Genomic DNA, 21,994 nt, shown 5'->3' with positions numbered 1-21,994 from the left:
CCTTAGAGCCGGTCGAAGTGGATGACCTCGACTTTGCCCGGCTTGCCCTTGGGGGCTTCCTCCCGCTCCCGTTCGGGACGGGGCTCGCGGTGGGGCTTCGGTTCGGGGCGGGCTTCGGGCTTGGCCTCTGCGTGATGCCTGGGCTCGTGCCGGCGGGGTTCCTGCTCGGGCCTGGGCTCGGGCCGGGGTGCGGGCCTGGGGGCGGGAGCGGCGGCCTGGCGGTCCCGCCCGGCCCACACGGCGCCCACCTGCTTGATCCGGTCCACCAGCCGGGCGGGCTCCAGCACCTGGATGCCATCGCCGAACTGCATGGCCCAGCGGGCGATGGCGCGAAGGTCCGTGGCGGTGAAGGTCACGAGCGCCTGGCCATCACCCTGCTCCTCGAGCTTGAAGTGCGGAAAGGCCGGAGGCGCCTGCTTCACGGCGAAGACCCACTGCTTGAGCAGGGTGGCCTTCACGGCGATGGGTTCGCCACCCAGCCAGCCGCCGATCTGATTGGCGGCCGTGCCCTCGGTGTAGGGACCCTGGGCCGCGCGGCCCACGCCTTCCACGTCGTTCACTTCGGCCAGCAGATCCACCCGGTGGTGGCGCTCGGCGTTGTAGCGGCGGTCCCAGCCCCAGACGAACCACGCCTGGCTGAGGGCGTCGAAGGTGAGCTGCCGGGGCTCGAAGGTGCGCGGGGCATTGGCTTCCGTGTCGGCGAAGATGAATTCCACGGCGCGGCCGTCGCGGATGGCCGCGAGGACCGCCTCCACCAGGGGCGGCAGGGCGGACGCTGGGGTGGCCTTTTTCGCAACCGGCTTCGGGGCCGGGGGGGCCGGGACAGCGGGTTCCACGGCCGCGGCGGCGGGCTCGACAACCTCCGGGACCTTGGTCTTCACAGGGGTCTTGGCGGTCTTCCTGGCCTTGGGCTCCGGGGCATCGGCCTTCTTGGGGGCCGCCTTCTTCGTGGGGGTGGCCTTCGTCTTGGCGGCGGGTTTCTCCACCTCAGCGACGGTGGCGATGGGCTTCTTGCGGGGGGTCTTGGTCACGGCCATGGGGTCATTGGCTCCTGGCCCATCATCGCCCATTCCGCCACGGATGGTCCATGCCCATTTCGGTGGCGGCCCCGTCCGCTCCTGCGGCCATGCTGGAGAGATGGGCCATCGCAACCTCCGCTTCGCCGTCGTCATGGGACTCCACACGGTCATCTCCGCGGGAACCTACCTGCTGGGGAAGACCGCGGCCGACGCGATTCCGACCCTGGCTCTGGGCCTGCTGCGCTTCCTCATCGCCGGAGCCGGATTCCTGGTCCTGGCGCGGCTGCGGCGCCTGGACCTGTGGACCGTGGCCCGCACGGAATGGCGGGCGTATCTCCTGGCCGGATTCCTGGGCGTGACCCTCAACCAGCTGGCCTTCCTCGGTGGCCTCTCGCTCACGCTGCCCTCGCATGCGGCACTGTTGTATGCGCTGACGCCCACGGTGGTGCTGCTGCTGGCCTGGGCCCGCGGTCAGGAGCGGCCCGGGCCGAGGAAGCTGGGCGGCCTGGCGCTGGCCTTCTCGGGGGTGCTGGTGCTCTTCTCGGGCCGGGCGGGCGGTACCCTGCCGCCCCGGTGGATCCTGGGGGACCTGCTGGTGCTGGTGGCGGTCATCGCCTGGGGTGGCTATACGGTCATGAGCCGCCCCCTGGTGCAGAAACACGGCGCCCAGCGGGCCACCACGCTGTCCATCCTCTTCGGCCTCGCGATGTTCGCGCCCCTCGGCGCCCTGGGCCTCCCGAAGCTGGCGGTGGCCACGGTGCCGCCCATGGCCTGGGTGGGCCTGGTCTACCTCGGCCTGATGACGAGCGTGGTGTCCTACCTGCTCTGGTTCCACGCCCTCTCCACCAAGGAGCCGAGCCGCGTGGCCATCGCCACCAACGGCCAGCCCGTGGCCACGGCCCTGCTGGCCTGGGTCTTCTACGGGCAGGCCATCACCCCGGCCTTCGCTGCGGGCGCGGCGCTGGTGCTGGGGGGTGTGCTGCTCACCCAGCTGTGAGGCCCCTCATCCGCCCGACCGGGGATGCATCTGGTCGTAGAGGGCGCGGAGGCGGGCCTGATGGACGTGCGTGTAGATCTGGGTCGTGCTGATATCGGCGTGGCCGAGCATGGCCTGGACGGCGCGGAGGTCGGCGCCGTGATCCAGGAGATGGGTGGCGAAGGCGTGCCGCAGCACATGGGGGCTCACGGCTCCGGGCCGCAGGCCCGCGGCGCGGGCGTAGCCTTTCAGCAGGCGCCAGAGGTGCTGCCGCGTGAGGCCATCTCCGCGCTGGCCCACGAAGAGCTCGCCGCCCCTGGGCTTGAAGCCGGGGCGCAGGACCAGCCAGGCGCGGATCCACCGCTCGGCACCCTGGCCGAACGGAATCAGGCGCTCCTTGCGGCCCTTGCCCATGACCTTGAGGAAGCCTTCATCCAGGAACACCGACAAGGCCGGAAGGCCCGCCAGTTCGGACACACGCAGGCCCGAGGCGTAGAGCAGCTCCAGCCAGGCGCGGTCCCGGACACCCAGCGGGGTGGCGGTGTCCGGGGCGTTGAGCAGGGCCTCCACCTGGCTTTCCCCCAGAGTGCGGGGGAGGATGCGGGGCGGGCGGGGCGGCTTCACGACTGCCTCGGGGCCGGCGCCGTCCCCACCCTCCATTCGCAGGAAGGAGAGGAAGGCCCGCAGGCTCGAGCTCAGGCGGGCGAGGCTGCGGGGGGCCTTGCCTTCGGACTGCTGGGCGACCAGGAAGGCGGTGAGGTGATCCCGGGTGAGCTCCGTGGCGGGGAGCTCCCGGCCGCAGGCCCAGACCGCGAGATGGTTCAGATCGGAGAGGTAGCTCGCGGCCGTGTGAGGCGACAGCCCACGCTCGACCGCGAGGTGGGTCCTGAATTCCCGGAGGCTCGCGCCCCAGCCGAGCGGCCAGCCGTGTTCGGGTTCCTCGTGGGTTCGGGGACGGGGCATGGGATCATCCTCCACGGCCGGAGCGGAGGCGCAATCCCCACTGTCGCAAAGGAAACCGGGGACCACCTTTACCCAGGGTTTGGACATCGGGGCGGGGGTATGTTAGGGTTTCCAGGTTCGTTTGGAGGAGCCCACGATGGCTGATGTGCGTAAGAAGGTCATTGCGATCATTGCTGAGCAGCTGGCCAAGCCCGAAGATTCCATCTCCGAGTCCAGCCATTTCGTGGACGACCTCGGCGCCGACAGCCTCGACACCGTCGAGATCATCATGGCCATCGAAGAGGCCTTCAGCCTTGAGATCCCCGAGAGCGAGCAGGAGAAGATCCGCACGGTGGGCGATGCCATCGCCTACATCGAGAAGCACGCGAAGGCCTGATCCATCGCGATCATGACGTGCCGCAGCGCCCCCGACGGCCTGCGGCACGTTTGTTTTCCGTTCTACGAGGTGAACCCATGACCAGGACCGTTCAGCGCCGTCGCGTCGTCATCACCGGCATGGGGACCATCAACCCCTGCGGTCTCACCGTGCCCGAGACCTGGAACAACCTGCTGGCCGGGAAGAGCGGCATCAGCACCATCGACCGCTTCGACGTCACCGACTTCGCCTGCAAGATCGCGGGCCAGGTGAAGGGCTTCGACCCCGATCCCTTCATCGACAAGAAGGAACAGAAGAAGATGGACATCTTCATCCACTACGCTCTGGGCGCGGCCCACGAGGCGTGGGCGGATGCGGGCTTCGACCAGGTGCAGCTCACCAAGGCCGAGCGCGAGCTGTTCGGGGTGTACATCGGCAGCGGCATCGGCGGGCTCAGCACGATCTGGGATGAGGCCAACGGCTACCGCGGGCCCCGCCGCACCAGCCCCTTCTTCATCCCCAGCCTCATCGTGAACATGGCCAGCGGCCAGGCCAGCATCAAGTATGGCCTCCAGGGCCCCAACAGCGCGGTCGCCACGGCCTGCGCCACGGGCGCCCACGCCATTGGCGACGCGGCCCGCCTCATCGCCTTCGGCTATGCCGACCGCATGATGGCCGGTGGCAGCGATTCGGTGATCAACCAGCTGGGCGTGGGTGGGTTTGCCTCCATGCGCGCCCTCAGCACCCGCAACGATGAGCCCGAGCGCGCGTCCCGTCCTTTCGATGTGGACCGCGACGGCTTCGTCATGGGCGAGGGCGCCGGGATCGTCATCCTCGAGGAATACGAGCTGGCCAAGGCCCGCGGCGCCAAGATCTACGCTGAGGTTGCCGGCTACGGCATGAGCGGGGACGCCAACCACATCACCACCCCCGCCCCCGAGGGCGAAGGCGGCCAGCGCGTCATGCGCGCGGCCATCAAGGACGCGGATATCGCGGCCGAGGAGGTGGGCTACGTGAACATGCACGGCACCAGCACGCCCGTGGGCGACAAGCTGGAGTGCATGGCCATCCAGAAGGTGTTCGGGGATCACGCGAAGAAGATCAAGGTGAGCAGCACCAAGTCCATGCACGGGCACCTGCTGGGCGCCGCGGGTGGCCTGGAGACCATCGTGGCGGTCAAGGCGGTCCAGACCGGACTGATCCCCCCGACCATCAACGTGGACCACCAGGATCCCGAGTGTGATCTGGACGTCACCGCGAATGTGGCGGGCAAGCTGGATTCCGAATACGTGATGAACAACGGCTTCGGCTTCGGCGGCACCAACGGGTGCTTGATCCTTCGGAAGGTCTGAACGGCAGGCCAATCGGCCGCGAAGACCGGAAGCAGAACGGACCAACACACTCGCAGAGAAACGAAGAGATAAACAGAGATCGCGGACGAGGAAGGCCTGCCTCTTCTCCGCGGTTTCCGCTTTCTCCGCGGTCCTCGGCGTGAGTGGTTATTCTTTCTTTTTTTATTCGCGTCTTCGTGGTTTCCTTTTCTTCCCATGGCCAAGGCAATCCCCTTCAAGCTCGTATCGCCCTACCAGCCCGCCGGGGACCAGCCGGAGGCCATCACGCAGCTGGTGGCGGGGCTGGAGCGCGGCGAGCGGGCCCAGACGCTGCTGGGGGTGACGGGCTCCGGCAAGACCTACACGATGGCCAGCACCATCGCCCGGGCGGGCCGCCCCGCCTTGATCTTCGCTCCGAACAAGACGCTGGCCGCCCAGCTGTTCAGCGAGTTCAAGCAGTTCTTCCCCGAGAACGCCGTCGAGTATTTCGTCAGCTACTACGACTACTACCAGCCCGAGGCCTATGTGCCCGAGCGGGACCTGTTCATCGACAAGGACGCGAAGGTCAACGAGGAGCTGGAGAAGCTGCGCCTCAGCGCCACCCGCTGCCTGCTGGAGCGCCGCGACACCATCGTGGTGGCCTCCGTGAGCTGCATCTACGGCCTGGGCGACCCCTCGTCGTACCTGAACCTCTCGGTGAGCCTGAAGACCGGGCAGAGCATCGACCGGGCCATGCTCCTGCGCGATCTGGTGGCCATCCAGTACCAGCGCAACCACCTCAGCTTCGAGCCGGGCATCTTCCGGGTGCGGGGCGATGTGGTGGAGGTGTACCCCGCCTACGAGGACGTGGCCTACCGCATCGAGCTCTGGGGCGACGAGGTGGAGCGCCTCTCGAAGGTCGATCCCCTGCGCGGCGTGGTCCTCGAGAAGCTGGACGAGCTCACCATCTGGCCCAAGACCCACTACGTGACGCCCGAGGACAAGCTCAAGGCCGCCATCAGGGACATCAAGGTCGAGCTGGAGGAACGGGAGAACGCGTTCCGCGCCGCCGGCAAGATCGTGGAACTCCAGCGGCTCCATCAGCGCGTCATCTACGACGTGGAGATGATGAAGGAGATGGGCCACTGCAGCGGCATCGAGAACTACAGCCGCTTCCTGGACGGCCGCCAGCCCGGCCAGCCGCCCCACACCCTGCTGGACTACTTCCCCGAAGATTTCATCGTCTTCATGGACGAGAGCCACGTCGCCACAGGCCAGCTCCACGGCATGTACAACGGCGACCGCTCCCGCAAGACGACCCTGGTGGACTACGGCTTCCGCCTTCCCTCCGCCCTCGACAACCGCCCCCTCAAGTTCGAAGAATTCGAGACCCGGGTGAAGCAGGTGGTGTACGTCTCCGCCACCCCCGGCGACTACGAGCTGCAGCAGAGCGGCGGGGCCTTCGTGGAGCAGGTGGTGCGGCCCACGGGCCTTGTCGATCCCATGGTCGAGGTGCGGCCCGTGGGCAGCCAGGTGGACGACCTGCTGGAGGAGATCCGCAAGACCGTGGCGCGGGACGAGCGGGTGCTGGTGACGGTGCTCACGAAGAAGCTGGCCGAACAGCTCACCGCCTACTACCAGGAGCTGGGCATCAAGGCCGAATACCTGCACAGCGAGATCGACACGCTGGAGCGGGTGGAGCTGCTGAAGAACCTGCGGCGGGGCGTGTTCGATGTGCTGGTCGGCATCAACCTGCTGCGGGAGGGCCTCGACCTGCCGGAGGTGAGCCTGGTGGCCATCCTGGACGCGGACAAGGAGGGCTTCCTCCGCAACACCCGCAGCCTCATCCAGACCATCGGCCGCGCCGCCCGCCACGTGAACGGCAGGGCCATCCTCTACGCCGATGTGATGACCGGCTCCATGAAGCAGGCCATCGGCGAGACCGAGCGGCGCCGGAACAAGCAGCTGGCCCACAACCTCGAGCACGGCATCACGCCCGAGACGGTGAAGCGCAACCTGGATGACGTCATGGGCGAGGCCCTGGCCCGCGAGTTCATCAATGTCCCCAAGGTCGAGACGGCAGCAGAGGAACCACTGCTCTACCTGGAGGACAAGGCCTTCGAGCGCGAGGTGGCCAAGCTCGAGAAGCGCATGAAGGAGCTGGCCTCCCAGATGAAGTTCGAGGATGCGGCGGCGGTTCGCGACCGCATCCTGCATGCCCGGCGGGAGCGGCTGCTGGGTGCGGGGGACTCCCCGCTGCTCATGGCTTCCGGACCGGTGGAGGACTGACTTGCGCAGTCTGAAACCCTGGCAGGTCTGCTTCACGACGGCCTTCCTGGCCACCGGCATCCCCTGGTGGCTGGCCCCCTACAACGGGTTCAGCCTATCCCGGCCCGTCGCCATCCTGGGGTGCCTGGTGTTCGCGGGCATCTCCGCCTGGGCGGCCGGGTGGACAGAACTCGGACTGGGCCGGGGAACCCTCGTCGCGGGGGCCGCCGTGCCTTGCGCGGTGATGGTCCGCGTGCTGGTGGACGGGGCGAAGGACCCGACCTCCCACAATCTGTGGCCCATCGAACTCATCATGATGGGCGTGCTTGGCGCTGGCCTGGCCTTCGCCGGGGCACTGGCGGGGCGGCTCTTCCGGCGTATGCTCGGGCCCGGCTAGACGAATTCAGCGCAGCCCTTCGTAGAGGTAGAGTTCCGACAGCACCCGCCGGTAGGCGTAGGCGTAACCCCTGGCATCGGGGGTGAGGAGGAAGTTGCTCACCGCCAGTCCCGCCAGATCCTCCGGGGCGACCTGCAGGAGCCGCTTCCGGGCGCCTGTGGCGAGGTCGATGTGATGGACGGGGCAGGGCATCTCGTGCAGATCCACGACCCAGAGCCCCTTGCCGTCCGGCGTCCAGCGGACCACCCGCTCCGAGGGTTGCAGGCCTGGAATGGGCTGGGACTTGCCGTCGTCCAGGGAGAAGATCTGGTCCTCCTGTTCACTGACGCGGGTGACGATGCGGCGGCCGTCCGGGCTGATGGGCTGGCCGAAGATCTGGTGCCCCGGCGGAGTCAGCGGTTCGGCCGGCTTGCCATCGAGGGGTACGGCGAACAGGCGGGTGCCCTCGCCGTGGCGGTTGGCCTGGACCAGCAGGCGCTGCCCGTCGGGGAACCAGCGCAGCCGATGGAAGGTCTCCAGGCCCGAATCGGGGAGGGTGAGGACCTCACCCGCTCCGGTGGGGAGGATCTGGATCCGGTGGGGCATCCCCTCGGCGAGGGCGGCGACGCGGTGCCCATCCGGGCTGAGGATCGGGTAGGCCCCCTTGGCCAGGCGCACGGCCGGGCTTCCATCTGTCTTGCGCAGGTAGATGTCGTAGTGGGCCCCGGACCCTTCCCCCTGCTCGTTGAAGATCAGCGTGGAGCCGTCGGCGGAGAGGTCCTGCACCAGCGACCAGTCCAGCCACGAGAGTTCGCGTTCCCGGTCCGCTCCGGGCCGGAGGCTCTGGATCCCGGTGCGCATGACCTCCTTGGCGAGGAGCACGCGCCTCCCATCCCGGGAGATGTCGTGCAGGGTGAGGGGCGCAGGCACCTTCAGGACCAGCCTCGGGGTGCCCCCGCTCCCGCTCACGGCATAGAGGCCGCGGGCCACGCCGTGTTCGGCGGCCGTGAACCAGACCTCATCCCCCTTCCAGGCCAGTCCCTGGATGCTCGGCCACAGGGCCGTCAGGGGGAGCCGGGCACCTTGCCGATCCACCACCACGGGATAGCCCGCGTCGTCTCCGGAGACCGGGTGCTCCAGGTAGGCGATGCGGTCGCCTCTGGGGGAGACCCTGGGATGGCTGATCCAGCCCGAAGATTCGGCGATGGGGTTGCCCGCAGGGAACTCAAGCCGGGCCTTGCCCTCCTGGTTGCGGACCACCAGGAGCTCAGACCCGTTCGGGCCCCAGTCCGCGGCCAGGACGCCCTCCATCAGGGCCCGCGGGGCGCCTCCGGCCAGGGGGACCACGGCCAGGGTGCCCCGCCACAGCCAGCTCTGGATGGGCCGGCTGCCCAGGGCGATCGCCAGATCTCCCGAGCGGGACAGGCCGAGCAGGTCGGCTTCGGGCAGCTGCAGGGTGTGGCTTTCGGGGCTGTCGGGCCGGGTGGAGAAGATCTGGAGCGGGGCCCCGGACCAGGCCGCACTGTAGAGCACCTCCTGTCCATCGGGACTCAACCGGGCATTCCGGATCAGGCCCTGCCGGAAGGTGAGGCGCTTGAGGGTCGGGGGATCCTGGTGCCCCCAGTGGTGGCCGATGCCGAGGCTGAGGGCGGACAGCAGCAGGACCAGGGCGGCCCAGCCCACCCGCCCCATCCGGCCCTGGAACAGCCGGGCGAAGCCATGGGGGGCGATCCCCTTGCGCTGGAGCGCCGCCAGCCGCGAGGCCAGCTGCTGGGCCGAGGCGATGCGGTCCTCCGGGTTCTTCTCGAGGCAGTGCTTCAGCAGCCCGATCAGCTCCGGCGAATAGGGACTCGGGGAGGCGGCCCGCAGGGGCGGTTCCTCCTTGAGGATGGCGTTGAGCACTTCCACGGGGGAATCCCCCGAGAAGGCCCGCCGCCCGAAGAGCATTTCGTAGAGCAGGATGCCGCAGACGAAGAGGTCGGCGCGGGGATCCACCTCCCGACCCCGCACCTGCTCGGGAGCCATGTACCCGATGGTGCCCATCATGGTCCCCACCTGGGTCTGGTGGCTCGTCTCGGGGCGTTGGATCAGGGTCTGCTCATCCAACAGGCCCGGGAGTGCCTTGGACAGCCCGAAATCCAGGATCTTCAGTCGGCCCTCGGTGGTGATGAAGAGGTTTCCGGGCTTCAGGTCCCGGTGGATGATGCCCCGCTCATGGGTGGCCGCCAGTCCCAGCGCGAGCTGGTGGGCGAGGTCCAGGGTCTCCCCGGGGGGGATGGGGCCGCGCATCAGCCGCTGCTGCAGGGTCTCCCCTTCGAGGAGTTCCATGGCGATGTAGGGGGTCTCCCCATCCGTGTTCCATTCGTAGATCGCCGGGAGGGCCGGATGCTCGATGGCTGCCAGGGTCCGCGCCTCCTGCTGGAACCGGGCCAGCCGCTCCTCGACCTGGACCAGCGGCCCCCCCAGGACTTTGAGGGCCACAGGCTGCTGGTTCCGGGTGTCGATGGCGCGGTAGACGTGGCCCATGCCCCCTGAACCCAGGGGCGATTGAATCTCGTAGGGGCCAAGACGGGTTCCAGTTGGGTGCATGAGAGTGGGAAGATTGTGGGCGCACTTGGACAAAAATCCAAGGAGGATCCTGGACCCCCGACGAAATTCAAGGTTTAGAGGCGGCGTACTGCCGGATCACCCGTTCGATGGCGGCCTTGCACGCGGCACAGAAGCCCACATCGTCGCGGGTGAACATGATGCAGTCCTCCTGGCTGCGGAAGTAGCCCTTGGCCTCGTAGTTGGCGCCCTCGAAGGCGCCCACCTTCCCGCTGTGGGCATCGGTGCCCAGCAGCTTCGTCTCGAAGACCTTCTCCCGCGCGAAGAGGGCATCCATCTCGGCTTCGGGCCTGTTCGCGGCACGGATGGCCCGGCGCTCGGTCTGGAAGGCGTGGCTGTGGGTCTCGAACTCGTCTTTCTTCCATGGGGTGGGCAGGGGTGCGCCGGGGGTCAGGAGGTTCCCCCACTTGGGCTGCTTCGGGGTGGCCGTGACGTTGGGTTCCCAGGGCTCCGGACGGGCGGGGCTGTTGGTGACGGCCACGTCGGAGGTGTAGTACTCGTCCGCCAGGCCCGCGAAGTGGTGGCCGAACTCATGGACGAAGAGGTAGCCGATGGTGCTGTTGCCCGCGGAGGCCGTGCTGTAGAGGTTGTGGATGCCCCCGCCGCCGTAGGTCTCGGAGTTGGTGAGGATCTCCACGAACTCGTAGGGGGCCTGCGCCGCGACGTCACGCCAGGCGCGGTTGTCAAAGGTGAGCACATACCGCTCACTGCCGAAGGCGTCATAGGTGGCTCCCAGGGGCGTGCGCTTGTGGACGCCGGTGGAAGGCCGGGAGATGCTGCTTTCGGTGGAAGCGGGGCAGAGGGCCCACACGTTGAAGTCCTGCCGGTGCTCCTTGAAGGGGGACTGCTGGAAGAGCAGCTCCATGACCTTGCGGGCCTGGGCTTCGAACTTGCCGCGCTCGGCGGCGGTGTAGCCGTCGCCCAGGATGAGGAAGTCCACTTTGCCGGCCGGATCGCCGGTCTTCTGGAGGGTGATGAGGGCGCCAGCCTCCGGTGCGGGAGCCCGCTCGATGAGCGGGTCCCTGGGATCGAGGTCGAAGGTCCAGAGGGTCTTGAAGGCGTTCTGCTCGTCGCGTTTCTTCACCTGGACGCGCACGGGGGCCTCTGGCTGGGGGAAACGCAGGGATTCGGAGAAGCTGCGGCTCAGGGCCTTGGCCTCGTCCGTCGTCTCCCACTCGCCGAAGATGCTGGCGAAGCCCCGGGAATAGAGGAGCTTCCCAGTGGCTCTGTCCGCCACCTCGAAGCAGTACTTCCCGAGGTTGCTGCCGTCGACGGCCTTGGCGGGGTCCCCGGGCCAGGGCAGGGGCTCCAGCACCACGCGGTCCACGCCGAACCGCTCGGAGACGGCATCTCCCGTGTGGCCATAGTCCACCCGCAGCGTGCGGGGTGGGGCGGCCAGGCAGGCCAGGGCGGCAAGGGAGAGCAGCAGGGGGCGGAGCATGGGACACCTCGCCATCCAAGATAGACTGGTCCCACGGAGTTACGATGCTCACCTCGAAACAGCGCCAGTTCCTCAAGGCCCAGGCCCACAAACTCAAACCGGTCATGCACGTGGGGAAGGGTGGGGTGACCCCCGCCCAGGCCGCCGAACTGGACGTGATGATGGACAGCCTCGAGTTGGTGAAGATCAAGATCAACCAGAACAGCTTCGAGGACGAGGCCACGGCTGCGGCGGCTCTCTGTGCCGCCGTACCGGGCCTGGAGCATGTCTGGACCATCGGTCATACCCTGCTCTTCTTCCGCCCCAGCCGCACCCGCGACACGCGCTATCCTCTGCCCGCCTGATTAAAGCCCGGGGTGCCGCGTCCCGAGATACCGGGGAAAGGAGTCCCGATGCCCTATCTGTCATGGATGGAGGGGAACCAGCCCTTCCGGCATGCCGTGGTGGAGGATCCGTGCCTGCTGGGCCGCGATTCCTCGGTGTGCCCCGTGGCGCGACCCGACCTGGATACGGTGGCCCCTGTCCACGCTGAGCTCTTCCGGAAGGAGGGCCAGTGGCAGGTGAAGGCGCTCGGAGCGGCCGGCGGCACCACCCTGAACGGCCTTCCGGTGGATCCTTCCCAGGGCCGGCCTCTGCAGGAGGGGGATGTCCTGCTGCTGGGCACCTGGCGGCTGTCCTTCACCGAAGGCTTCCCTGGCCTGGACGGGACCACCTTCGTGGAACGGGTGGGCGATTTCTTCGATGAAATGCAGGCCCATCCGGATCGGACCTTCTTCGCTGAGCTGAAACAGCTGTACGGGGCGACCGAAAAGCTTCTGGAGGAGGTGGATTCGGACGCTCTGGAGAAGATCATCCTCGAGGAGTCCCTCCGCCTGGCGGCGGGCGACCGCGGCTTGTTCGTCCGGCGGCAGGAACCGGAGGGCTGGTGCACGGTCCATCAGATCGGAAGCGTGGAGGCAGGGCCGGAACAGGTGCAGTCCGTGCTGGATTACGTGGCGCGGGAGCGTACGGCGGTCCTTTCGAACCGCCCGGAGGCGGATCCCAGGTTCCAGGGAACGGGCGCCCAGGCCCCGAGGTCTGGTCCGCTCCTGTGTGCCGATCTGGCCGATGAGGAAGGCACCGTCGGTGCCCTCTGGCTTGAGCGCACCTCCAGCGACCGGCCCTTCGATCGCCTGGATCTGGCCATTCTCCAGGCCTTCGCGCGCCGCGGCTCCCTGGTCGTCCGCCATGCCCGGCTGGGTCGGGCCCTCGACCAGTCCGACCGGCAGACGCGCCAGGCCCTGGCCACCGAGCGGCTGGAGACCCTCCGCCAGATGGCGGGAACCCTCAAGCACGAGATCAACAACCCGCTGGCGGTCATCTCCATGCAGGTGGAGATGCTCCAGCGGAAGTACCCGGAGGAGGTCAAGCTGGCCAAGATCGGGGAGATGGCGGACCGCATCAAGACCCTGCTTCAGGGCCTGCAGAAGATCCGGGAGGCCGCCACGGAAGGCTACGCCGATGGCTCGAGCATCCTGAAGCTCGGGGCGGGGGACGACCCTCAGCCCTAGGTTCGCAGGAGGCGGAACCCGCGGTCGCTCAGGAGGGCCTGGACGGGCCAGTCGTGGGGGTCGATGGGCACGGGCAGGTGCATCTGGGTCTCGAAGCCGACGCCCACGGTGAGGACCTCTTCCGGCAGCTTTGCCAACAGGGCGTCGTAGAAGCCGCGTCCGTAGCCGATGCGGTAGCCCTCGTCATCGAAGGCCAGACCCGGCACCAGCAGCAGCTGGACCGGGGGGAGGAAATGCTGGGCCAGGGCCGGCTCCATGAGGCCCCAGTGCCCCTTCTCCAGGGGCTCGGTGCCCCAGGCAAGCCGAGGCGGCTGGGTGGAAGCCACGCGGGGGAAGAACCAGAGCCAGTCCGGGTGGGCCGTGACGGCGGGCCGCAGATCGATCTCCGCGCCGAACGGCCAGAAGGCGCCGATCCGCGTGACATGGCGCTCGCGGCAGAGCCGATCCAGATGGTCGACGATGGCCTTCGACCAGCCTGCGCGAGCCTCCTCGGGGAGAGCCTCCCGGCGGGCCTTCAGGTGGGCGCGAAACTCGGCCTTGGTGTCCATCCATTCACCTCAGCAGGGGCGCGGGGCCTGCGTCAACGGAGTATCCTCGCACCTGGAGTGACGCCATGAACCGCCGGTCCCTGCTGTTGATCCTCGCCGCCTGCCTCGCCCTCGGCACCCCTTGGTCGGCGCGGGCGCAGCCCGTCACCCAGCTGGTGCAGTCCATCCCCGCGGGGACGGACCTGGCCGACCCCGCGCTGCCCTTTGCCAAGGATGTGTGGGTGGCCATGCTCCGCGGCGCGAAGGTGAGCGTGGACGCCGCGGAGTTCTATGTCACCAACCGACCCGGCAGTGCCCTTGAAGCGGTGCTGGTCGAGCTGGAGAAGGCCGGGGCCCGGGGCGTGAAGGTGCGCTTCCTGCTCTCCGCGAAGATGCTCGACCAGGATCCCGCCTCTGTGGCCCGGATCCGCCGCATCCCCGGAGCCGAGGTGCGCAGCTTCGACCTGGCGAGCGTCTCCAAGGGCATCCTGCACGCCAAATACTTCGTGGTGGACGGGCGCGAGGCGGCCCTGGGCAGCCAGAACTTCGACTGGCGGGCCCTGGAGCACATTCATGAACTGGGGGTTCGGACCACCGATCCGCGGATCGTCGTCCGTCTGGCCGAGCTGTTCAGCCTCGACTGGGCCTTCGCCGGAAGCGGCAAGCTGCCGGAACTCCCGGGCCGTCCCGCCCTCACCCTCCGCCCCGAGGTGGAGCTGGTGGCCAGCCCGCCCTTCCTGACGCCGAAGGACATCCGTCCGGCCATCGACGCGCTGGTGGAACTGATCGGCCAGGCCCGGGAAAGCGTCCGGGTGCAGCTCCTCACCTATTCGCCCGTGGCGGGCCAGGACCGTTTCTGGCCCGTGCTGGACGATGCCCTCCGGGCCGCGGCCGTGCGGGGCGTGCATGTGCGCCTGATGGTGTCGGACTGGGTGCTGGGTGGCCGCGCCCTGCCTCACCTCAAGGCCCTCACCCTGATCCCCAACCTCGAGGTGAAGGTGGTCTCCATTCCCGAAGCGACGGAGGGTCACATCCCCTACGCCCGCACCGTCCACAGCAAGTACCTGGTCGTGGACCGGATGCACCTGGTGCTGGGCACCAGCAACTGGGAGGAGAGCTATTTCATGGGCTCGCGCAATGTGGAGCTGATCTTCCGCGATTCGCCGCTGGCCGCCCAGGCGGTCCGCATCCACGACCGCCTGTGGAACAGCCGCTACGCCGCCAGCCTGGATCCCGCGAAAACCTACGAGAAGCGCAAGGTCGATTAGGCGTTCGCGTAGACGTGGTAGAGATTGTCGCGCTCAAGGGCCTCGAACCCGGCCTCCTCGATGAGCCGCACCAGCTCGTCGCGACGGAGACCCTGGGGGGTCTTGGCCCCGGCGTCGTGGGCGATCTCCTCGGCGATGACGGTGCCGTCCACATCGTCCGCCCCGTAGCTCAGGCCCGCCTGGGCCAGACCCGGCGAGATCATCACCCAGTAGGCCTTGATGTGCGGGATGTTGTCGAGGAGCAGGCGGGCCACGGCGATCTCGCGCAGGTCCTGGGTGCCCGTGGTCTCGTGGATCACGTGGGTGGCGCTCAGCTCGTTGTCCTCGTTCTGGTAGGCCAGGGGGATGAAGGCCAGGAAGCCCTGGTAGCCGGCGGCCAGGGAGCGGTCCTGCAGGTCCCGGAGGCGCAGCAGATGGTCCACGCGATGCCGGGCCTCCTCGATGTGGCCGTAGAGCATGGTGCAGTTCGTGGGCAGGCCCTTGCGGTGGCAGAGGGCGGCGGTGTCCAGGTAGACCTGGGCGTCCTTCTTGCCGATGCAGATCTGCTCGCGCAGCGCCTCGTCGAAGATCTCCGCCCCGCCGCCGGGGCAGCTCTCCAGGCCCGCGGCCATGCAGCGGTCCAGGAAGGCCTCGGTGGTGAGGCCCGAGATGCGGGCGTAGTAGTCCATCTCGATCATGGTGAAGACCTTGAGGTGGATGGACGGGAAGTGGGCCTTGATCTTCGTGAACAGGTCCTCGAAGTAGTCGATCTTCAGCTTCGGGTTGTGGCCCGAGGTCATGTGCAGCTCACGGACGCCGGCGTTCTCGGGCTTCTCCAGTTCCGCGATGATCTGCTCCGCCGAGAGGGCGTAGGCCCGGGGATCGCCGGGCTTGGCCTGGAAGGCGCAGAACTGGCAGTGGGTGAAGCAGACGTTGGTGTACGACAGCCGGCGGCTCATCACGTAGTAGGCGGCCCGGCCGTTCTTCTGGAGGCGCACATGGTGCGCCATGGCGCCGATGCCCGTCAGGTCGGGGCTCTCGTAGAGCAGCAGGCCGTCATCAAAGGTCAGGCGTTCCCCGCGCAGCACCTTGTCCGCCAGGGGCAGCAGCCGGGCGTCGCGGATCTTCGAATGGAGTGACAACATCGATACCTCGAGCTCCCAGTGTAGCGCCGCCCTGCCGGGACTCCGAGGTCCCGTTTCACAACTCCTTCGCCGCCAATCCCTGGTGGATCCGGGAGATGAGCGTCGGCCCCTCGAAGATCAGGGCGCTGTAGATCTGGGCCAGGGCCGCGCCATCGTCCAGGGCGCCCTGGACATCCCCAGCGGACCCCAGCCCCCCGCAGGCCACCAGGGGCAGCCGGCCCCGCAGGGCGGCCAGGATGCGGCACCGGACTTCGCGGGCCTTGGATTTCAACGGCGCGCCGCTGAGGCCGCCCGCCCCCTTGGCCTCCACCCGGGCGCGCAGAGGCCCGGCCACCACGCTGCGGTCCAGGGTGGTGTTGGTGGCGATGAGGCCCGAGATGCCCGAGGCCACGGCCACCTCCACGATGGCGTCCAGATCTTCCGGGGCGAGGTCCGGCGCGAGCTTGAGCAGCAGGGGCTGCCGCTCCAGCCCCAGCTCCCTGCGCAGGTCCAGCATGCCCGCCAGCAGGGGCTTCAGGGCCTCGGGCGCCTGGAGGTTCCGCAGGCCGGGCGTGTTGGGACTGCTCACGTTGAGGGCGGTGTAGTCCACCATCGGCGCGATGAGGCGGTAGGCCGCGCGATAGTCGTCCAGAGCCTGGGCCTCGGGCGTCTCCTTGTTCTTGCCCAGGTTGCCGCCCACGATGAGGCCCGAGGGGCGGTTCCGCAGGCGGGCGGCCACGACTTCCGCGCCCTCGCTGTTGAAGCCCATGCGGTTGAGGATCAGGGCCGCCTCGGGAAAGCGGAACAGGCGCGGCTTGGGGTTGCCGGGCTGGGGGCGCGGCGTGACCGTGCCGATCTCCACATGGCCGAAGCCGAGGCTCTTCCACAGGGGCAGCAGCGTGGCCCCCTTGTCCAGGCCCGCCGCCAGGCCCAGGGGCGTGGGGAAATCGAGCCCGAACGCGCTGCGGCGCAAGCTGGCTGGAGGCTCCGGCTTGGGCAGGTGGGGCCAGGAGCAGGCGCGCGCCCCCAGCCAGAAAGCCAGGTTGTGGGCGGTTTCGGGATCGAGGCGGAAGAGCAGGGGCCGCAGGGCGGCGTAGAGATCCATCACTTCACCGTGACGGTGGCCGTGGCCGAAACCTCCGGGAAGTCCTCGCGCTTCACCTGCACGTGATAGGTGCCCGCGGCGGCCGGGGCTGTGTAGAGGCCGGTGCCGTCGATGGTGCCACCCTCGGGTTCCACCACTCGCCAGGCCACGGGCTGGCGCATGTAGCGCATGCCTTCGGGGTAGTTGATCTCCGCCTGGAAGGCCTGCGTGGCGCCCTTGGCCAGGCTGACGGCCACGGGACGGAGGCTCAGGGAGGGCTTGAAGGGTTCGGCGGGTTTGGCGGGCACGGCATCCCCCGGAGCGTTGCAGGCGAGGGCCAGCAGGAGGGTGGCGAAGGGCAGGGATCGTTTCAGCATGGGGGCCTCACACACCGGTCATTTCAGTCACGCGGTCCATCACGAGCGGGGGCTCGGTGCGGGCCTGGACCTCCTCGCGGGTGACGCCCGGCGCCACTTCCACCAGCCGCAGGCCTTCCCGCCCCGGGACCACGTCGATGACGGCCAGATCGGTGATGATGCGATGCACGCAGCGCTGGCCCGTGAGGGGTAGGTTGCACTTGCGGAGGATCTTGAACTCGCCGTCCTTGCTGGTGTGGTCCATGACCACCACCACGCGCTTGGCGGCGGCCACCAGGTCCATGGCGCCGCCCATGCCCTTGACCATCTTGCCGGGGATCATCCAGTTGGCGAGGTTGCCCTCCATGTCCACCTGCATGGCGCCGAGGATGCTGAGGTCGATCTTGCCGCCCCGGATCATGGCGAAGCTGTCGGCGCTGTTGAAGAAGCTGGCGCCCGGGGCTGTGGTCACCGTCTGCTTGCCTGCGTTGATGAGATCCGCGTCCACCTCCTCCGGCGTGGGGAAGGGGCCGATGCCCAGGAGGCCGTTCTCGCTCTGGAGGATGACCTCCATGCCCTCGGGGATGGCGTTGGCGATGAGGGTGGGGATGCCGATGCCCAGGTTGACGTAGTAGCCGTCGCGCAGTTCCTGCGCCGCGCGGCGGACGAGCTGATCACGGGACAGCGCCATTCGCACCTCGAGAAGGGCCATCAGGATAGCCTACGCGGCCCGGGCCTCAGAAGACGCGGAAGCTCTGGAAGACGCTGAAGGTCCAGCCCCAGCGGGCCGGCGAACCCGGAAACTCGTCCCGCCGCGAGGCGATGGAACCGCCGATCCGGCCGGTGGGGGTGCGCCACTGGACATCCCCCTGGGCGAACCAGGAGCCGGTCCCGGCGGGATGATCCAGGGCCGCGGTCGCCCGCACCACCCTGAGGCGCCCCTGGCCCTCCAGGGGGAGCGGCAGGCCCAGTTCCACCGTGCGCGTGACGGCGTCCCGTCCGAAGGCCGGCCCCAGGGGATCGCCGTAGGTCGAGAAGCCCGCGAGGTGGGCGGGTTGCGTGAAGGTGGGGGCGGCCGGAGGCGAGGCGGCTCCGGCGTACTCCACTCCGACCTCCCAGCCTTCCCAGACCAGGCGGAGGCCGCCGAGGTCGCGGGGGGGATCCAAGGTGATGGACCGGTCCTCCGGAGCAGCGCTTCGGCTGACGTGGAAGGAGGCGCCCTGGGCGTGGACGAGCCTGGCCAGGGCCGGGACCCGCACGCTCAGGTCGGCCAGCGTGGTGGTCCGCGCCGCCGCCGCTGGTGCGGGCTGGCCAAGCGCACCCCGGCCCCCCGTCATGGTCACGGCCCCCAGGCTCGCCTCCACCTGTGTGCCGAAGGTGGCCCGCAGGAGGCCGCCAACCAGATCCGGCCGGTGGAGATCCCATCCGCTGGTCTGGGCGGCGACCCGTGCCGCCCGATCGGGGATCCAGGCCGGAATGGGGCGATCGCGCTCCAGCTGGCCCAGGAAGACCTCCGCCCGCCACCGGCCGAAGGGCAGCGGGGCTTCCGGCGAGGCCAGGGACAGGCGCGGAAAGGGTCGCGCGGAATCCCCCAGGAGGTCGCCGCCGGACAGGCCCGATCCCCAGGCGAAGGGACCCTGCTCCAGGGCGAGGCGCCAGCCGGACTCCCACTGGTAGGCGAGCGCGGCGCGGTGGAGGACCCCGAGGGTGCGGCCCTCGCTCCGAAGCGCCAGGAGCGTGGCCGAGAACGACCAGCCTCCGGCCGCGTAGCGACCCTGGAGGCCGAGGCCCCAGCCCTGGATGCCATGGCCCATGCCTTCACCGTCCAGCAGGGGGGCGTAGGCACCAGCCGATCCGGCCCCGCCGAACCCGACCTCGAACGAGGGCAGGGCGAGGGGCGGCAGTGGGGCCTCGCCCAGTGTCCAGGCCGTCCGGGCCTGCCGGAGCGCCACTGCTCCGTCCTGGAGCATGGGGGCCTGGGCCCAGCCCGCCATGCCCGCTACGAGGCCGAGCAGTGCGGTCCGGGGGCCCCTTCCCGTCACGGTTCCAGCACGGTGATGGACACGATCTTCGCGCCCAGTTCCAGGTCGTCGAGAATCGCCATGGCGCGATCCAGATCCTCCACCTCGCCCAGGCGCGTGTACTTGCCCGTGAGGTGGGGCGTGGCATTGGTGGTGATGAAGAACTGGCTGCCGCCCGTGTCCTTCCCGGAGAGGGCCATGCCCACGCTGCCGGGGCCGTACCAGGCCAGGCTGTCCTCGCAGCGCACCGTGTACCCGGGCCCGCCATCCATGGTGTCGAAGGGCGAGCCCATCTGCACCACGAAGTCGGGTACCACCCGGGGCACGAGGCGGCCGTTGAAGTAGCCCCTGCGGGTGAGCAGCACCAGGTTGGCCACGTTCATGGGAGCCACGCCGGGATCGAGGCGGAGCGTGAAGCTGCGCTTCCCGCTCAGGGACACGCGCAGGCGCACCGGCTGGCCGTGCCCGGCCAGCCGGATGGCCTCCTTGAGGATCCTGGCGTCGGTCGCAGTGGGGTTCGGGGCTGCGGGCCAGGGCGTGGCGGGGTCCAGCTTCACCAGGGCCTGGTAGGCCTCCCAGCGGCAGGTCCAGTTGGGGTGTTGGAGCCAGGGCCGCAGGTGCGCCTTCTGGTCCTCCGGCGTCAGCTTCCAGCGGGCGTAGCTCTGGATGAGGGTCTGCTGCGCCTCGAACTGGGCATCGCTCCAGCAGCGCCGGGTCAGCTCGTCCAGGTCCGCGGGTGCCGCCGGAAGGTCCTCGATGGCGGCGGCGCGGGCGATGGGGTCAAGTCCCGCCAGGAGGCGCGATTGGAGCAGGTTGGCCTGGGCGGGATCCTGGACCCGCATGGCGGGGAGCAGCGCACCCAGCAGCAGTGGGGATGAAACGCCCAGCTGGCGCTCCTCTTCCATCAGCGCCCGGAGACGGGGCTGTGGCGATTCGAGTTTGGCCAACGCCTGGAACCCGTACCACCGCGCCAAAGGACTGCCTGAGCAGGGCCACGGCCCCCCCACCACCTCGAAGGCTTCCGCAGGTGCGGGCTTCGGAACCCCCTCCGCCAGTCGAGAGAGGACACCCACGCAGGCCTGGTCCAAGGTCCCCCTGGATGGAGAGCGCAGACCCATCCGTGCCCAGGCCGGTGATTCCGGGGAAAGCATGGTGAAGGCCTTCAGGGCCAGCTCTCGGCGGAGGGGCCAGGGGCTGCGGTTCCACGCATCCATCATGGCCAAGATGCTCCCCGGCGTGGCCGGGACGGCTTGCAGCAGATCCTTTTCCTTCCCGGCCATGACCAGCCGCAGGCGGGCCGCCTGGGCGCGGACGGGATCGACCTTGCCGGCTGTCTGGAGGGCGTCGAGGAAGGCCTGAAGAGCTGGAGAGACCTCGGCACCGTTCAGTCGCGCTGTGGCGATCTGGGCTTCCAGGTGCAGATGCTTCGGCCAGGCGGTGGCATCGGCCGGAGTGAGGCCCTCCAGGGCCGCAAGCGCCTTCGGGTTCTTGAACCGGTTCAGGAAGAACAGAGCCGTGAACCGCGCCTGGGGGGTGCGGGCGGCCTTCGCCTGGGCTTCCCAGACCTCCGCCGTGGGCTTGTCCAGTTCCGGCGGCAGCAGGGCGGGGGCGCCCGGGGCGCCGATGCGCTGGATCGTCCGGTCGAGCCGTGCCCGGTCCTCGGCCGGCAGGGCGGCTTTCCGGGTCTCGCTCCAGGCCAGGGGCTGTCGCGCCCACTCGGCCTGGATGGCGTCGCGCGTCGTGAACCGCGAGGCCTGGCCCAGGATGGGGAGGCAGGCCAGGAACAGGGTGGACGCCCGGCGGCTCATCACGAAGCCAGGTCCCGCAGGGGGCGGATGGTGTCCGTGTCGAGGTCCAACACCGGCAGATGGGCGATGGCGGCCAGGCGGGCCGGGCCGCTCAAGCGGTTCATCCGGCCCTGCTCGTCGCGCGATTCGCGGAAGCGGCTGTCGGCGAAGCCGTCTTCCGGTGTGAGGATCGTGAAGGGGGAGGCCAGGTCCTTGCGGACGAAGTAGGCGTTGTTGCCGGCGCTGTTGCAGCCCACGAAGGCGTAGCCCTTCGTTTCCGCCAGGCGGCAGAGGGCACGGAGGGACGCGCCGAAGTAGAGCCAGGAATGGTGCGCAGCCTGCCGGGTGAAGTCCGGGGCGTAGGGGATGGTGATGGCCCGGTCGGATCCGAAGACCGCGTTGTACTCGATGACCACGACCTGGGGATCCACGCAGGTGATCGCCTTCCACACCCAGTAGTCGTTGCCGTCGATATCGACGCTCAGGAGTCCGATCTCCCCGGAAAAGCCCGCGCCGTGGAGCAGTTCGTTGATGTTCTCGGCGGTGATGAAGGCGCTCCGGATGGCCAGGTCATGCAGCATCGGCAGGCCCTGGGCCGACACCACGGTGTCGAGGTCGGGGCGGCCGTCGAGGATGAGACCCCGCCAGTCGTCATGGACCAGGAGGAACCGGGTGTTGGCTTCCGTGTAGTCCTCGACGCCGAATTCCACGAAGCTGCGCACCGCGGGAATCCGGCTGAAGAGGTACTGGATGATCCCGTCATCACCGAACTGCGAATGGACGCGGAACTCCGCCTCCCGCAGCGGGGAGTGGTCCGGAAGACCGGCCACCCGCCGGCATTCGATCCGGCCGAGGAGTTCGGTGGTGGCGGCCATCTGGCGCCGCAGGGCCACCACTTCCGCCTTGATGAATTCGATCCGGCGGCCGGTCCGGCTGGATCCGAGACGTCGCAGGTTGCGCAGGAGGCCCTGGAGCATGGCTCG

General features: G+C 68.9%; 19 protein-coding genes and 1 pseudogene. 8 read left to right on the top strand and 12 right to left on the bottom strand.

Annotated elements, in window-relative coordinates; translation table 11 throughout:
- Positions 1-2 precede the first annotated feature (2 nt).
- Positions 3-1,037 carry a helix-turn-helix transcriptional regulator gene (locus MLE43_RS03255; protein ID WP_243301774.1) on the bottom strand — a complete coding sequence of 345 codons (1,035 nt, stop codon included), beginning with the start codon at positions 1,035-1,037 and terminating at the stop codon, positions 3-5.
- A 100-nt stretch (positions 1,038-1,137) separates the two neighbouring features.
- Here MLE43_RS03255 and MLE43_RS03250 point away from each other — a divergent pair, with 100 nt between their 5' ends.
- Positions 1,138-2,016 (top strand): DMT family transporter, encoded by an 879-nt coding sequence (locus MLE43_RS03250; protein WP_243301773.1) that lies wholly within the window; start codon positions 1,138-1,140, stop codon positions 2,014-2,016.
- 6 nt (positions 2,017-2,022) lie between these two features.
- On the opposite strand, the gene MLE43_RS03245 is transcribed toward MLE43_RS03250, so the two are convergent.
- Positions 2,023-2,958, bottom strand: a complete 936-nt coding sequence (locus MLE43_RS03245) for a site-specific tyrosine recombinase XerD (protein ID WP_243301772.1) — start codon at positions 2,956-2,958, stop codon at positions 2,023-2,025.
- Positions 2,959-3,094: 136 nt separating this feature from the next.
- On the opposite strand from MLE43_RS03245, the gene acpP reads away from it, so the two are divergent.
- From acpP to MLE43_RS03225, 4 genes are all read left to right on the top strand, one after another.
- Positions 3,095-3,334, top strand: a complete 240-nt coding sequence (gene acpP / locus MLE43_RS03240; protein ID WP_243288255.1) for an acyl carrier protein — start codon at positions 3,095-3,097, stop codon at positions 3,332-3,334.
- A 77-nt stretch (positions 3,335-3,411) separates the two neighbouring features.
- A complete protein-coding gene (gene fabF, locus MLE43_RS03235; protein WP_243301750.1) occupies positions 3,412-4,665 on the top strand; it encodes a beta-ketoacyl-ACP synthase II in 1,254 nt (417 codons plus the stop codon).
- 195 nt (positions 4,666-4,860) lie between these two features.
- Positions 4,861-6,912 carry an excinuclease ABC subunit UvrB gene (uvrB, locus tag MLE43_RS03230; RefSeq protein ID WP_243301748.1) on the top strand — a complete coding sequence of 684 codons (2,052 nt, stop codon included), beginning with the start codon at positions 4,861-4,863 and terminating at the stop codon, positions 6,910-6,912.
- A gap of 1 nt (position 6,913) precedes the next feature.
- Positions 6,914-7,288: a hypothetical protein gene (locus tag MLE43_RS03225; RefSeq protein WP_243301746.1), complete on the top strand. Its 375-nt coding sequence runs from the start codon at positions 6,914-6,916 to the stop codon at positions 7,286-7,288.
- Between the two features lie 1,755 nt (positions 7,289-9,043).
- Here the strand turns inward: MLE43_RS03225 and MLE43_RS15040 are convergent.
- Together MLE43_RS15040 and MLE43_RS03215 are read right to left on the bottom strand one after the other, a co-directional pair.
- A pseudogene (locus tag MLE43_RS15040) lies at positions 9,044-9,856 on the bottom strand (serine/threonine-protein kinase); the annotation flags it as partial.
- Positions 9,857-9,923: 67 nt separating this feature from the next.
- Positions 9,924-11,315: an IgA Peptidase M64 gene (locus tag MLE43_RS03215; protein WP_243301739.1), complete on the bottom strand. Its 1,392-nt coding sequence runs from the start codon at positions 11,313-11,315 to the stop codon at positions 9,924-9,926.
- A 44-nt stretch (positions 11,316-11,359) separates the two neighbouring features.
- Between MLE43_RS03215 and MLE43_RS03210 the strand changes: the two genes are divergently transcribed.
- Positions 11,360-11,659 carry a YhbY family RNA-binding protein gene (locus MLE43_RS03210; RefSeq protein WP_243301736.1) on the top strand — a complete coding sequence of 100 codons (300 nt, stop codon included), beginning with the start codon at positions 11,360-11,362 and terminating at the stop codon, positions 11,657-11,659.
- A gap of 48 nt (positions 11,660-11,707) precedes the next feature.
- The gene (locus MLE43_RS03205; RefSeq protein WP_243301734.1) at positions 11,708-12,865 is read left to right on the top strand and encodes an FHA domain-containing protein; all 1,158 of its coding nucleotides are present in this window, start codon (positions 11,708-11,710) and stop codon (positions 12,863-12,865) included.
- Here the strand turns inward: MLE43_RS03205 and MLE43_RS03200 are convergent.
- Positions 12,862-13,413 (bottom strand): 5-formyltetrahydrofolate cyclo-ligase, encoded by a 552-nt coding sequence (locus MLE43_RS03200; protein ID WP_243301726.1) that lies wholly within the window; start codon positions 13,411-13,413, stop codon positions 12,862-12,864. The genes MLE43_RS03205 and MLE43_RS03200 overlap by 4 nt on opposite strands.
- Positions 13,414-13,478: 65 nt before the next feature.
- Between MLE43_RS03200 and MLE43_RS03195 the strand changes: the two genes are divergently transcribed.
- Positions 13,479-14,660 (top strand): phospholipase D-like domain-containing protein, encoded by a 1,182-nt coding sequence (locus tag MLE43_RS03195; RefSeq protein WP_243301724.1) that lies wholly within the window; start codon positions 13,479-13,481, stop codon positions 14,658-14,660.
- On the opposite strand, the gene mqnE is transcribed toward MLE43_RS03195, so the two are convergent.
- Genes mqnE through MLE43_RS03160 form a run of 7 tightly spaced genes read right to left on the bottom strand, consistent with a single transcriptional unit; the run spans position 14,657 to position 21,988 of the window.
- Positions 14,657-15,784: an aminofutalosine synthase MqnE gene (gene mqnE, locus MLE43_RS03190; protein ID WP_243301720.1), complete on the bottom strand. Its 1,128-nt coding sequence runs from the start codon at positions 15,782-15,784 to the stop codon at positions 14,657-14,659. The genes MLE43_RS03195 and mqnE overlap by 4 nt on opposite strands.
- A 55-nt stretch (positions 15,785-15,839) precedes the next feature.
- Positions 15,840-16,868, bottom strand: coding sequence for a quinone-dependent dihydroorotate dehydrogenase (locus MLE43_RS03185; protein WP_243301718.1), 1,029 nt, complete (start codon positions 16,866-16,868; stop codon positions 15,840-15,842).
- Positions 16,868-17,224 carry an Ig-like domain-containing protein gene (locus MLE43_RS03180; protein WP_243301716.1) on the bottom strand — a complete coding sequence of 119 codons (357 nt, stop codon included), beginning with the start codon at positions 17,222-17,224 and terminating at the stop codon, positions 16,868-16,870. Before MLE43_RS03180 ends, MLE43_RS03185 begins: the two co-directional genes overlap by 1 nt.
- A gap of 7 nt (positions 17,225-17,231) precedes the next feature.
- A complete protein-coding gene (locus MLE43_RS03175; RefSeq protein ID WP_243301715.1) occupies positions 17,232-17,894 on the bottom strand; it encodes a 3-oxoacid CoA-transferase subunit B in 663 nt (220 codons plus the stop codon).
- A gap of 46 nt (positions 17,895-17,940) precedes the next feature.
- The gene (locus tag MLE43_RS03170) at positions 17,941-19,245 is read right to left on the bottom strand and encodes a capsule assembly Wzi family protein (protein WP_243301713.1); all 1,305 of its coding nucleotides are present in this window, start codon (positions 19,243-19,245) and stop codon (positions 17,941-17,943) included.
- Positions 19,242-21,032, bottom strand: a complete 1,791-nt coding sequence (locus tag MLE43_RS03165) for a peptidylprolyl isomerase (RefSeq protein WP_243301709.1) — start codon at positions 21,030-21,032, stop codon at positions 19,242-19,244. Before MLE43_RS03165 ends, MLE43_RS03170 begins: the two co-directional genes overlap by 4 nt.
- Entirely contained in the window at positions 21,032-21,988 is a 957-nt protein-coding gene (locus MLE43_RS03160) for a hypothetical protein (protein WP_243301699.1), read from the bottom strand. Before MLE43_RS03160 ends, MLE43_RS03165 begins: the two co-directional genes overlap by 1 nt.
- Between the last annotated feature and the right edge of the window lie 6 nt (positions 21,989-21,994).

It is taken from the genome of Geothrix oryzisoli, from assembly GCF_022808865.1.
Taxonomy (GTDB): Bacteria; Acidobacteriota; Holophagae; order Holophagales; family Holophagaceae; genus Geothrix; species Geothrix oryzisoli.
This window is presented reverse-complemented; position numbering and strand designations above follow the sequence as displayed.

Coding starts and splice junctions, on each gene's coding strand:
- mqnE (WP_243301720.1), bottom strand. CDS start 15,784: ATGTTGTCACTCCATTCGAAGATCCGCGACGCCCGGCTGCTGCCCCTG.
- MLE43_RS03185 (WP_243301718.1), bottom strand. CDS start 16,868: ATGGATCTCTACGCCGCCCTGCGGCCCCTGCTCTTCCGCCTCGATCCC.
- MLE43_RS03210 (WP_243301736.1), top strand. CDS start 11,360: ATGCTCACCTCGAAACAGCGCCAGTTCCTCAAGGCCCAGGCCCACAAA.
- MLE43_RS03175 (WP_243301715.1), bottom strand. CDS start 17,894: ATGGCGCTGTCCCGTGATCAGCTCGTCCGCCGCGCGGCGCAGGAACTG.
- uvrB (WP_243301748.1), top strand. CDS start 4,861: ATGGCCAAGGCAATCCCCTTCAAGCTCGTATCGCCCTACCAGCCCGCC.
- MLE43_RS03215 (WP_243301739.1), bottom strand. CDS start 11,315: ATGCTCCGCCCCCTGCTGCTCTCCCTTGCCGCCCTGGCCTGCCTGGCC.
- MLE43_RS03255 (WP_243301774.1), bottom strand. CDS start 1,037: ATGGCCGTGACCAAGACCCCCCGCAAGAAGCCCATCGCCACCGTCGCT.
- MLE43_RS03200 (WP_243301726.1), bottom strand. CDS start 13,413: ATGGACACCAAGGCCGAGTTTCGCGCCCACCTGAAGGCCCGCCGGGAG.
- MLE43_RS03245 (WP_243301772.1), bottom strand. CDS start 2,958: ATGCCCCGTCCCCGAACCCACGAGGAACCCGAACACGGCTGGCCGCTC.
- MLE43_RS03160 (WP_243301699.1), bottom strand. CDS start 21,988: ATGCTCCAGGGCCTCCTGCGCAACCTGCGACGTCTCGGATCCAGCCGG.
- MLE43_RS03195 (WP_243301724.1), top strand. CDS start 13,479: ATGAACCGCCGGTCCCTGCTGTTGATCCTCGCCGCCTGCCTCGCCCTC.
- MLE43_RS03205 (WP_243301734.1), top strand. CDS start 11,708: ATGCCCTATCTGTCATGGATGGAGGGGAACCAGCCCTTCCGGCATGCC.
- acpP (WP_243288255.1), top strand. CDS start 3,095: ATGGCTGATGTGCGTAAGAAGGTCATTGCGATCATTGCTGAGCAGCTG.
- MLE43_RS03180 (WP_243301716.1), bottom strand. CDS start 17,224: ATGCTGAAACGATCCCTGCCCTTCGCCACCCTCCTGCTGGCCCTCGCC.
- MLE43_RS03250 (WP_243301773.1), top strand. CDS start 1,138: ATGGGCCATCGCAACCTCCGCTTCGCCGTCGTCATGGGACTCCACACG.
- fabF (WP_243301750.1), top strand. CDS start 3,412: ATGACCAGGACCGTTCAGCGCCGTCGCGTCGTCATCACCGGCATGGGG.
- MLE43_RS03165 (WP_243301709.1), bottom strand. CDS start 21,032: ATGAGCCGCCGGGCGTCCACCCTGTTCCTGGCCTGCCTCCCCATCCTG.